The 11593-nt window shown below is 65.7% G+C and carries 7 protein-coding genes and 2 tRNA genes; 7 read left to right on the top strand and 2 right to left on the bottom strand.

Going from position 1 to position 11593, the window contains the following annotated elements; all coding sequences use genetic code 11:
• Positions 1-95 precede the first annotated feature (95 nt).
• Positions 96-1814: a dihydroxy-acid dehydratase gene (gene ilvD, locus ACYQ1Z_RS02160; protein WP_459790759.1), complete on the bottom strand. Its 1719-nt coding sequence runs from the start codon at positions 1812-1814 to the stop codon at positions 96-98.
• Positions 1815-2004: 190 nt separating this feature from the next.
• Here ilvD and ACYQ1Z_RS02155 point away from each other — a divergent pair, with 190 nt between their 5' ends.
• Positions 2005-3156 (top strand): sunset domain-containing protein, encoded by a 1152-nt coding sequence (locus ACYQ1Z_RS02155; protein WP_459790758.1) that lies wholly within the window; start codon positions 2005-2007, stop codon positions 3154-3156.
• Between the two features lie 274 nt (positions 3157-3430).
• Positions 3431-3503, top strand: a tRNA-Lys gene (locus tag ACYQ1Z_RS02150).
• A 166-nt stretch (positions 3504-3669) separates the two neighbouring features.
• On the opposite strand, the gene ACYQ1Z_RS02145 is transcribed toward ACYQ1Z_RS02150, so the two are convergent.
• Complete coding sequence (locus ACYQ1Z_RS02145; protein ID WP_459790852.1) at positions 3670-4125, bottom strand: MarR family winged helix-turn-helix transcriptional regulator; 456 nt, start codon at positions 4123-4125, stop codon at positions 3670-3672.
• A 96-nt stretch (positions 4126-4221) separates the two neighbouring features.
• Between ACYQ1Z_RS02145 and bcp the strand changes: the two genes are divergently transcribed.
• From bcp to ACYQ1Z_RS02120, 5 genes are all read left to right on the top strand, one after another.
• Positions 4222-4695 (top strand): thioredoxin-dependent thiol peroxidase, encoded by a 474-nt coding sequence (bcp, locus tag ACYQ1Z_RS02140; protein WP_459790757.1) that lies wholly within the window; start codon positions 4222-4224, stop codon positions 4693-4695.
• A gap of 78 nt (positions 4696-4773) precedes the next feature.
• Positions 4774-4855: transfer RNA gene (locus tag ACYQ1Z_RS02135), tRNA-Leu, on the top strand.
• 159 nt (positions 4856-5014) lie between these two features.
• The gene (locus tag ACYQ1Z_RS02130; RefSeq protein ID WP_459790755.1) at positions 5015-6685 is read left to right on the top strand and encodes an ABC transporter substrate-binding protein; all 1671 of its coding nucleotides are present in this window, start codon (positions 5015-5017) and stop codon (positions 6683-6685) included.
• 79 nt (positions 6686-6764) lie between these two features.
• Positions 6765-8267, top strand: coding sequence for a malate:quinone oxidoreductase (locus ACYQ1Z_RS02125; protein ID WP_459790754.1), 1503 nt, complete (start codon positions 6765-6767; stop codon positions 8265-8267).
• A gap of 68 nt (positions 8268-8335) precedes the next feature.
• Positions 8336-11566: an efflux RND transporter permease subunit gene (locus tag ACYQ1Z_RS02120; RefSeq protein WP_459790753.1), complete on the top strand. Its 3231-nt coding sequence runs from the start codon at positions 8336-8338 to the stop codon at positions 11564-11566.
• Positions 11567-11593 lie beyond the last annotated feature (27 nt).

Genomic DNA, 11593 nt, shown 5'->3' with positions numbered 1-11593 from the left:
GACCACAATGTCCACCTTTTGATCCTATGGCATCAGGACCACAGGTTTCGACACGGCTCAGCCGCGAGTTGCTGGTTGAGCCGTGTCGAGACTGTTCAGCCGCAGTAGGCGCCTGTGCTGGCGCTGTGCACCAGCTTGGCGTACTTGGCCAGGACACCCTTGGTGTACCGCGCCGGCAGGGGTTCCCAGCCGACCTTGCGCGCCTCGAGTTCGGCTTCGTCCACCAGCAGGTCGAAGCTGCGGGCGGCGATGTCCACGCGGATCCGGTCGCCGTCCCTGACGAAGGCGATGGGGCCGCCGTCGACCGCTTCCGGCGCGACGTGCCCGATGCACAGGCCGGTGGTGCCGCCGGAGAAGCGGCCGTCCGTGAGGAGCAGGACGTCCTTGCCCAGCCCGGCGCCCTTGATGGCACCGGTGATGGCGAGCATTTCCCGCATGCCGGGGCCACCCTTGGGGCCTTCGTACCGGATGACCACGACGTCGCCGGCGTGGATCTGTCCGTTGTCCAGTGCGTCCAGTGCCCCCTGCTCGCGTTCGAACACGCGGGCGGTGCCTTCGAAAACGTCGGCGTCAAAGCCGGCGCTCTTGACGACGGCGCCTTCCGGGGCGAGCGTGCCGTGCAGGATGGTGATGCCGCCGGTTTTGTGGATCGGGTTGTCCAGTGCGCGCAGGATTTTCCCGTCAACGTCCGGCGGGTTGATCGCCTCGAGGTTCTCGGCGACGGTCTTGCCGGTGACGGTGAGGCAGTCGCCGTGCAACAGGCCGGCGTCGAGCAGCGCCTTCATGATGACCGGCACGCCGCCGATCCTGTCGACGTCGGTCATCACGTAGCGGCCGAACGGCTTCAGGTCGCCCAGGTGCGGGATCCTGTCGCCGATCCGGTTGAAGTCGTCGAGCGTCAGCTCGACTTCTGCCTCCCGGGCGATGGCAAGCAGGTGCAGGACGGCGTTGGTGGATCCTCCGAATGCCATGGTGACGGCGATGGCGTTTTCGAAGGCCTTCTTGGTCATGATGTCGCGGGCCGTGATGCCCTTGCGCAGCAGGTTGACCACTGCCTCGCCGGACTTCCGGGCAAATTCGTCACGACGGCGGTCTGCCGAAGGCGGAGCGGCCGAGCCCGGCAGGGACATGCCCAGTGCTTCTCCGATGCAGGCCATGGTGTTGGCGGTGTACATGCCGCCGCAGGCACCTTCGCCTGGGCAGATGGCCTTTTCGATCCGGGTGAGGTCTTCCATGCTCATCTTGCCGGCGGCGCAGGCACCGACGGCTTCGAAGGCGTCGATCAGCGTGACCTCCTTCTCGGAGCCGTCCTCGAGCTTGACCCAGCCGGGCATGATGGAACCGGCATAGAGGAACACACTGGAGAGGTTGAGGCGGGCGGCAGCCATCAGCATGCCCGGCAGAGACTTGTCGCAGCCCGCCAGCAGCACGGAGCCGTCGATGCGCTCTGCCTGCATTACGGTCTCGACCGAGTCGGCGATGACTTCCCGGGAGACCAGCGAGAAATGCATGCCCTCGTGGCCCATGGAAATGCCGTCGGAGACGGAGATGGTTCCAAACTGCATGGGGAAGCCGCCGCCGGCATGGACGCCTTCCTTTGCGCCCTGCGCAAGCCTGTTCAGCGACAGGTTGCAGGGAGTGATTTCGTTCCACGAGCTCGCGACGCCCACCTGGGGCTTGGCGAAGTCGTCGTCGCCCATGCCAACCGCCCGGAACATACCGCGCGCCGGCGCTGCATGGATTCCGTCGGTGACCGCCCGGCTGCGGGGTTTGATATCAGGCGTGCTCTCGGTATCGCTCTGGGTCTGGGTCATAGGGGCAAGTCTAGGACGCCGGGCGCCGGCACGAAGACAGGAATTTCCCGTAAACCATAAAAGGGGGAATTGCCCGGCGCGTAACGCGAGCAATACGCACCCCACCAGCGCAAAAACCTGGACAGCGGTTGGCACCCGACGTAGCGTCGGGGCAAGACACCTTGCCAACCGGACCGAAGGGTTTGCCGCCGTGGATACAGTTTTTTGGGTCATTCTGATTGTCGTCGCAGTGGGCATTGTGTGGTGGCTGCTGAACCGCAACAGCGCAGGCAGGCCGGGTGGGCGGTCACCCGGAGCCGGGTCCGGCAGTACCGACGGGGCGCTGTCATCCGGTGGGGCGGCCGCCTCCGCCGATGCTGCTGCCACTACCGGCATCCCCACCGCAGCCGGCTTCGGCCGCCCTGCTGAACCTGTGGCACCCGCCACCGCGGAAGAGCCGATTGAGACCTCAGCCCAGCCGGACAGCGAGGCAGCGCACCGCACCGGTTCCGGCAGCAGCGCAACCACTGCCGCGCCGGCGCCCTCCCGCCCGGACCTCGCGGGCGGCACAGCCTCCTCCGGTACACCCGCCACGGCCGGCACCCCGGCCACAGCCACCGCCGCCACGTCCGGAACCAGCCGGGATGAGGTTCGCTCCCAGGACCAGGCGGAATGGGAAACGCAATGGTCCGAAGCGGGCGGTACCGCTTCCGGCGACGACGTGCGGGACGGGCGGAAGGTACACGGCGGACACGCGCCACAGGAAGCGGAAGCTGCCGCAGCGGCCCGCCCTGTCCACCACCCCGAATACACCGACCCGCATGCTCCCACGCTGCCCGGCGCCGAGAGCGCGGCTGCGGAGCAGGTGGACGACGACGGCGGACGGGCCGCCGTGCCGCACAGCGCCGCCGGGGCTGCCACCGTCGGGGACGCAGGTTCCGGCGGCGCGGGTTCCAGGGCGGGAGCAGCCGCCGGCGCAGCCACATCGGGGGACGCCGCTGCGGGTCAGGGCATTCCGCCCGAAGCCGCGGCCGCGGAAACGCTCGACCGCACCCAGTCTTCCGCGGTCGTTGAAAACGGGGCCGACCATTCGGTACCCGGCGGCCCGGACGGAGCGACTGGCAGCGGGCCAGAGGGAACGGGGCACCTTGCCGCCGACGAACCATACGGCACCGGCTCAGCCGCGGCCGGCGCAGACGGCAGCGGCCCGGCCGACTACACCGTGAAGGGCGATGCCGGCGCCATGGTCTATTACGAGGAAGGCCACCCCGACTTTGACCAGACCCGGGCCGACGTCTGGTTTGAATCTGCAGCCCACGCTGAGGCGGCCGGATTCCGGGCACCGCGCCGCAGGCGGCTCTAGAGGACTGGCAGTCCGCCGATGCGGGATCACGGTGTGGCTCACTTCACACAAATGCGATCATGGGCCCAGGGCCCGTCCGCTGCCGGAAAACGTTGCTTTTCGTCTTTATGTGGGGGCAAAAACCTTGGATTTCCGGGGTTTTTCCCCTGCCGGCCGGCAGCAGGGGCACTCAGTACGGCCCGATTTCACATGCACCAAAACTTCGTGTAGAGTTTCATGTCGTTGCGGAGGTCAACCGGGAAAGAAAAGCCCGAATGACTGAAACAAACAAGATGCACCTCTAGCTCAATTGGCAGAGCAATTGACTCTTAATCAATGGGTTCCGGGTTCAAGTCCCGGGGGGTGCACAAGGGAAAACAGCCTCCGGCTCGCGGAAACGCAAGCCGGGGGCTGTTTTGTTTTTCCGCTGGTTCGGGCCGCAAGACTGCCCGGCCCACAGAGAACAAAAAGGCGTGGCCCGGGGTTCTGGAAACCCCGGGCCACGCCTTTGCCGGTCCGCCGCACCGGCGATCGTCAGGGAGCCTGCTCCACCAGCGTCGCAGCGCCGGCCGGTGTCGTGGCGAACTGGCTTGCGAGTTCGCGGACAACAGCCTTGAGTTCCTGGCGCAGGACCTCAGGATCGATGGAGGCCGAGGCAAGGACGGACCGTTCCATCTCTACTGCGGCGGCCACTGCTTCCTTGCCGCGCTCGGTGAGGGATACCACGTGGCTTCTGCGGTCCGAGGTGCTGCGCACGCGCATGATGTGGCCATGCGCCTCGAGCCTGCTCAGCGTCTTGCCCATCGTCTGGGCCTGTACGCGGACGAACTGCGCAAGCTGGGCCTGCGTCATAGGTCCCTGGGCGTCCAGGACTTCGATGGCTATAACGCCGGCATGGGTTAAACCGATGGCACCAAGTTTTTCATTCCATGAGTGTTCTACAAGGCGCGCAGCAGTGGACAAAAGGCGTCCCGTGGGCCAGTGCTCCATATCAGGCATAGCAGCAAGTATAACCAAGTGCCGATTAGCACCGGATCGTTCTGCTTACTAGGCTGTTGTGTCCCGCCTGCTACAAGGAGTAAAACATTGGCCGAAAGACTCATGACCGGAGACGCAGCGCCTGCATTCACGCTGAAGGACGCGGCAGGCAAGGACATCAGCCTGTCCCCCGGCAACGGCCGGAACACCATCGTCTACTTCTATCCGGCGGCGTCCACGCCCGGCTGCACCAAGCAGGCCTGCGATTTCCGTGACAACCTGGCATCGCTGCGGGCCGCAGGCTACGACGTCCTGGGCATCTCACCCGATCCGGTCGAAAAACTGGCGAAGTTCGCGGCCAAGGAGGACCTGAGCTTTCCCCTGCTCTCAGACGCGGACCATGCCGTTGCTGCAGCCTACGGCGCCTGGGGCGAGAAAAAGAACTACGGCAAAACCTACGAAGGCCTGATCCGGTCCACCATCGTGGTGGACCCTGACGGCAAGGTTTCCCTCGCCCAGTACAACGTCCGTGCCACCGGCCACGTCGCCAAGCTGCGCCGCGACTTGAAGCTGGACGCCTGACACTTCCGTTGCCTGCCCGCGGCGCTGCCGGGGCGACGCTACAATGAAGACTGGCATCCGCCGTCGTACGGGTGCCCCGCGCGAGTGGTGAAATTGGCAGACACGCAGGATTTAGGTTCCTGTGCCTTCGGGCGTGGGGGTTCAAGTCCCCCCTTGCGCACGTATTAAGACGAATGATCCCCCGGTTCCTGGGCTGTGGCCCGGACCAGGGGATCTTTCGTTTTCCCGCAAGACCCCCCACGGGCCCGCCGGGACCGTCTACTAGACTGGGTCCCGGTCCGCACGCGGCGGAGCCGCAACATCCAGAGGTGATCCACGAGTGCCCAGCAGTCCATCGCGGCGGACGGTCCTGACAACCGGAGCCGTCCTCCTGGCGCTCGGCGCAACCTCCTGCACGGCCGCACCTTCACCGTCCCCGTCGTCCGGGTCTCCGAGTGCCACAACGCCTGCCGAGCCCACCGCCACCTTCAACTTCGGCACGGCCGCCCAGCCGCTGGGGCTGGACCCTGCCCTGTCCAATGACGTCGAGTCGCAGCGGATCACGCGCCAGATCCTCGAAGGCCTCGTGGGCGTGGACCAGACCACGGGAAAGCCGACACCGCTGCTCGCGACGGAGTGGAGCGAATCCAACGAAGGCCGTTCCTATACGTTCAAGCTCCGCTCCGGCGTCAGATTCCAGGACGGCACACCCTTTAACGCGGACGCGGTCTGCGTCAACTTCAACCGCTGGTTCGCTTTCTCCCCGGAGCTGCGCCGCCAGGCACCAGGCGGCTCCTTCAAAGGCGTTTTCAAGGCCCATTCGGACGAGCCGGACCTCTCCATCTTCAAAAGCTGCACCGCGCTGTCCGCTGACACCGTCAGGATCGACCTGACCCAGCGGTTCACCGCGTTCCTCCAGGCCCTGACGCTGCCCGCTTTTGCCATCGCCTCGCCCGCCGCCCTTGCAGCCGGTACCGCCGACGTGCTCGACCAGACCCGCGGCGGGCCCGCCGTATCCGTCTTTGGCACCAGTCCGGTCGGCACCGGGCCGTTCCGCCTCACGTCCTGGGACGCGGAAAGCGTCACTCTGGAGAGCCACAAGGGCTACTGGGGCGACCGGGGCCAGATCGCCACCATCAACTTCCTGGCCTATAACCATCCGCAAACCCGGCTGCAGGCCCTGCTGGACGGAAAAATCGACGGCTACGACGCCGTGACGGTCGGCAATTTCGACCAGCTGGTGAAGCGCGGAAAGCAGATCGTCCAGCGTGACCCGTTCTCGGTCATGTACGTCGGCATCAACCAGGACATTCCGGTGCTGCAGAACCGGAAGGTCCGGCAGGCCATCGAAATGGCCATCGACAAGGACACCCTGATCCGCAAGTTCTTCATCGACAACACGGCCCGGGCCACGCAGTTCGTCCCGCCGAAAATCAGCGGCTTCAACAACGACGCACCCGAACTGGGACACGACCTGGCCAGGGCGAAGGAGTATTTGAAGGAGGGCGGGTACGCCGGCGAAGAACTGCGGTTCTACTACCCGTTGAACGTCACGCGCCCCTACCTGCCGACCCCCGAGAAGGTGTATGCAGAGATCAGCCGGCAGCTGACGGCTGCCGGCTTCAACATCCGGCCCGTTCCGGTGGAGTGGTCCGAGGGGTACCTGCAAAAGGTCCAGTCACCGGGCGACCACGCCCTCCACCTGCTGGGCTGGAACGGTTCGTACTCGGATGCGGACAATTTTGTCGGCCCGCTCTTCGGCGAGAAGAACGGCGAGTTCGGCTACCAGGATCCGCAGGTCTTTTCCAAGATCAACCGTGCCCGCGGGCTGCCGGAAGGGCAGGAGCGTGATGAGCAATATCACACCATCAACGCCCAGATCGCGGCCACCGTCCCGGCGGTTCCCATTGCCTTCCCGATCTCGGCGCTGGCCCTGTCCGACCGGGTGGTCAGCTACCCTGCGTCACCGGTCTTAAATGAAGTTTTCACGAAGGTGCAACTAAAGCCTTGACGGGCTGATCCAATTTCAGTATGTGGGCGGCGCGGGGATATTCTGTGACAGCCAGAGCCGCTGCAATCGGAGACTGATCGTGACCTTCATTTCCAAGACCCCACATGCCGACGTCGTCCTGATTGGCGGCGGCATCATGAGCGCCACGCTGGGGGCATTCCTCAAGCAGTTGGAGCCGGACTGGACCATCTCCCTGTTCGAGCGGCTGGACCAGCCCGGCCTGGAAAGCTCAGGCCCGTGGAACAACGCCGGAACCGGCCACGCCGCCCTGTGCGAGCTGAACTACTCCCCCGCAGCCAAAGACGGCTCGGTCAACCCCGCCAAAGCCCTGCTGATCAACGAGCAGTTCCAGCTGTCCCGGCAGTTCTGGTCCCACCTGGTGGACCGGAACCTGATCGGTTCGCCCAAGGGCTTTATCAACACCGTCCCGCATATGAGCTTCGTCATCGGCGAGGACCACACCCGCTTCCTGAAGACCCGGTATGAGGCACTGAAGCCCCACCCCCTCTTCCGCAGCATGGAGTACTCGGAGGACCACGGCCAGATCGCCAAGTGGGCGCCGCTGATCGTCAAGGGCCGCGACCCCAAACAGCGTATTGCCGCCACGCGTGCCGCGGAGGGGACCGACGTCGACTTCGGTGCCCTCACCCGCGAGCTGACCACGTACCTGGGGAACAACGGCGTCGAAATCAACTACGGGCACGATGTCACAGGCATCTCCCGTGCGTCCGACGGCGGCTGGGACCTTTCGCTGAAATACCCCAAGTCCGGTGAGCACGGCAAGATCCACGCCAAGTTCGTGTTCGTCGGCGCGGGCGGCGGCGCCCTGCACCTGCTCCAGGCCTCCGGGATCCCGGAGAGCAAGGGCTACGGCGGTTTCCCCGTGTCCGGCCAGTTCTTCCGCTGCACGGACGAAACCATTGCCGCCCAGCACAGCGCCAAGGTCTACGGCCAGGCCTCCGTGGGCGCCCCGCCCATGTCCGTCCCGCACCTTGACACCCGGTACGTCGACGGCAAGCGGTCCCTGCTGTTCGGGCCCTACGCCGGCTTCTCCACCAACTTCCTGAAAAACGGCTCCTACCTGGACCTGCCGCTGTCCATCCGTCCGGGCAACATCATCCCCATGCTTGCCGTAGCCAAGGACAACATGGACCTGACCGCCTACCTGGTCAAGGAAGTGGTCAAGAAGCACGAGCAGAAGGTCGAGGCCCTGCGCGAGTACTACCCCGAGGCCAAGGGCGGCGACTGGGAACTCATCACGGCCGGCCAGCGTGTACAGATCATCAAGAAAGACCCGACCAAGGGCGGCATCCTCCAGTTCGGAACCGAAGTGATCGCCGGCCGTGACGGCTCCATTGGCGCGCTGCTCGGCGCCTCCCCCGGAGCTTCTACCGCTGTACCCATCATGATCGAGCTGCTGCAGAAGACGTTCCCGAAGAACTTCAAGGGCTGGCAGTCAAAGCTCAAGGACATGATGCCCGGCTACGGGGTGAAGCTGGATGAAAATCCGGACCTCGCCGCGGAGCTCGAGCAGGCAACTGCCAAATCCCTCCAGCTGGAAAGCGTTCCCGCCAGCCGCTGACCCTCCGGGGACGGCAGCCGGCGTCAGCGGGACCGCACCAGTTCTTCAACCCTCCAGGAGTTCATGCGATGTTCCGGCTGGCACACCTGTCACTGGCAAACCGGGCACTGATCGCACTGATCACCGTTTTCGCTTCGGTCTTCGGCGTGATCACCATGACGTCGCTGAAGCAGGAACTCATTCCCTCGATCGAGTTTCCGCAGATCACGGTGCTTACCGCGATGCCCGGCGCCTCGCCGGAGGTGGTGGACAAGCAGGTCAGCGGACCCCTGGAGACCGCCCTGAACGGCGTGGAGGGGCTGGAATCCACCTCCTCCACGTCCCGCAACGGCGTCTCCCAGATCACCCTGGTGTTCACGTACGGTTCGAACCTGGACCGGGCACGCGCCCAGATCGACAGGGCAATCTCCAATGCCAAGCGGACCCTGCCGGAGGATGTGCAGCCGCAAGCGATCGCCGGCAGCATCAGCGATTTCCCCATCGTGTTCCTGGCCGTCTCGTCGGACAAGTCCCTCAGCGAACTCAACGCGGACCTGCAGCGGCTGAGCGTTCCCCGGCTGCAGAAGATCGACGGCGTCCGGGCCGCCGACGTCACTGGCGGCGCCACCCAGCACATCGAGGTCCTCCCCCGGCCGGAGGCGATGGCCGCGGCAGGCGCCAGCATCGCGTCGATCCGGGACGCGCTGGCCAACAACGGTGCCCTGGTTCCGGCCGGGACCCTGGAGGAACAGGGCAAAACGCTTTCCCTGCAGATTGGCAGCCCGGTCGATTCGCTTAACGCCATTAAGGCGCTCCCGCTGTCCGGGGCAAAGAATGCGGCCACCATCGGCTCGGTGGCCGACGTATCCCTGCAGGACGATGAACGCACGTCGATCACCCGCACCAACGGCGCCGAAACGCTGGCAGTCTCCGTCACCAAGAAGCCGGAGGGTGACACGGTGGCCATTTCCCACGCCGTCCGTGACTCCCTGGACGAACTGGAGGCGGAGCTTGGCTCCAACGCCACTTTCACCCCGGTCTTCGACCAGGCACCGTTCATCGAAAAATCCATCAAGGACCTCACCACCGAGGGCCTGCTGGGCCTGGGCTTCGCAGTCGCCGTCATTCTGGTCTTCCTGATGTCCACGCGCTCCACGCTGGTCACGGCGGTGTCCATTCCGCTGTCCCTGCTCATCACGTTCATTGGGCTCTCGGCAACCCGCTACTCTCTCAACATCCTTACCCTCGGCGCGCTCACCATTGCCATTGGCCGGGTGGTCGACGACTCGATCGTTGTCATCGAAAACATCAAGCGGCACCTGACATACGGCGAGGACAAGGTTACGGCCATCCTGACCGCCATCAAGGAGGTCGCGGGCGCCATCACCGCCTCCACCCTGACCACGGTTGCGGTGTTCCTCCCCATCGCCTTTGTCGGCGAACTGGCGGGCGAATTGTTCCGGCCCTTCGCGCTCACGGTCACCATGGCACTGCTTGCCTCACTGCTGGTCTCGTTGACGATCGTTCCCGTCCTCGCCTACTGGTTCCTGCGGAATCCCGGGAGCAGGCCCGCAGGGCAGGAAAACACCTCCGCGGCCCGGGCGTTTGCAGCCGAAGCGCGCGCCAAAGCCCAGGAGGCAGAACAGCGCAGCCGGCTTCAGCGCGGGTACCTGCCGATTCTGACCAAAACCCAGAAGCACCCCGTCATCACCCTCGTTGCGGCGGTCCTGGTGCTCGCGGCAACCGGTGCCATGGCTCCGCTGCTGGCCACCAACCTCCTGGGCAATTCGGGCCAGAACAGCCTGACCGTCCGGCAGGTGCTGCCTCCCGGCACGAGCCTTGCGGACACGAGCGCCGCGGCCATCCGGCTGGAGGAAGTGCTGCGCGGGATCGACGGTGTCAGGGACGTCCAGGTGACCTCCGGCAATGCGCAGGGCGGTTTCGCCGCGCTCGTCTCCACCGGCTCCTCCAACTCGACGTTCACCGTAGTGACGGATGAGAAGGCGGACCAGGTCCAGCTGCAGGACACGGTCAGGTCCGAGCTGGCCAAGGTCCCCGACCGTGGCCGGATCTCGGTCGGCACCCAGCAGGGAGGATTCGGCACCTCCTCCACAGTGGACATCACGCTCAAGGCTGCCAGCACCGCCGACCTGCAGGAAGCCAGTGACCGCATGGTTGCCGCGATGACAGGAGTCCCGGGCAGCAGCGAGGTCGAGACCAACCTCGCCGCCACCCAGCCCGTGGTCCAGGTCAAGGTGGACAGGGCCAAAGCGGTCGCGGCGGGCCTGAACGAGGAGCAGGTGGCAGGCGTCCTTGCCTCGACCATCAGCCCGGTACCGGCAGGTGAAGTGCGCATCGACACCGACGACTTCCCGGTGCAGATCGGCAGAGGCACAAAGTTCACCAGCATCGACGCGGTCCGGAACATCCCGCTGCCCGCCGGGGCCGGCCCGGTGACCCTGGGCAGCATCGCCTCCGTGGAGCAGGTGGACGTCCCCGTCTCCATCACCGCCAGCAACGGCCAGCGCACCGCCCGGGTGTCCGTGACGCCGTCGGGATCCAATCTCGGGGCCGTCAGCGCCGAGGTCCAGAACCGGCTCGCCGGCGTGGAGCTTCCGCCGGGCGTCACGGCCGAAATCGGCGGCGCAACCACCCAGCAGGCAGAGTCCTTCCGCCAGTTGGGCCTTGCCCTGCTGGCGGCCATCGCCATCGTCTACGTCATTATGGTGGCCACCTTCAAGTCGCTCATCCAGCCGCTGATCCTCCTGGTGTCCGTGCCGTTCGCGGCAACCGGGGCCGTGGCGCTGCTGCTCGTCACCGGGGTTCCGCTGGGCCTGCCGTCCCTGATCGGCATGCTCATGCTGGTGGGCATCGTGGTCACCAACGCGATCGTGCTGATCGACCTCATCAACCAGTACCGGCAGCCACGGGACGGGCGTCCGGGCATGAACGTCGCCGACGCCATCACCCATGGTGCACGGCAGCGCCTGCGGCCCATCCTGATGACAGCGCTGGCCACAGTCTTCGCGCTGACCCCGATGGCCATGGGGCTTACAGGCGGCGGGGGCTTCATTTCGCAGCCCCTGGCGGTGGTGGTCATCGGCGGCCTGGTCTCGTCCACCGCTCTCTCGCTGGTCCTGGTACCGGTCCTGTACCGGCTGGTGGAAGGCCGGCGCGAGCGGAAGGCACTGCTCCGGGACCTCCGGGAGCGCCCCGCCATAGCCCCGGGAGCCGACGTCGACGAGGAGTTCCGCGACTGGACCACCGGCATGGTTCCGAAGGTCAGCGGGCGGCGAGCGGCTCCGGGAAGCCCGGACTAGCCAACCACGGAATATATCCGGTCCGGG

The sequence above is a fragment of the Arthrobacter sp. AD-310 genome, from assembly GCF_054656615.1.
Note: the sequence above shows the minus strand (reverse complement) of the source record. Positions and strands in the feature narration are given on the sequence as shown.

What these genes read in the sequence shown, in the direction of transcription:
- ACYQ1Z_RS02145 (WP_459790852.1), bottom strand. Translation starts at nt 4,125, where the DNA reads ATGGAGCACTGGCCCACGGGACGCCTTTTGTCCACTGCTGCGCGCCTT.
- ACYQ1Z_RS02120 (WP_459790753.1), top strand. Translation starts at nt 8,336, where the DNA reads ATGTTCCGGCTGGCACACCTGTCACTGGCAAACCGGGCACTGATCGCA.
- ilvD (WP_459790759.1), bottom strand. Translation starts at nt 1,814, where the DNA reads ATGACCCAGACCCAGAGCGATACCGAGAGCACGCCTGATATCAAACCC.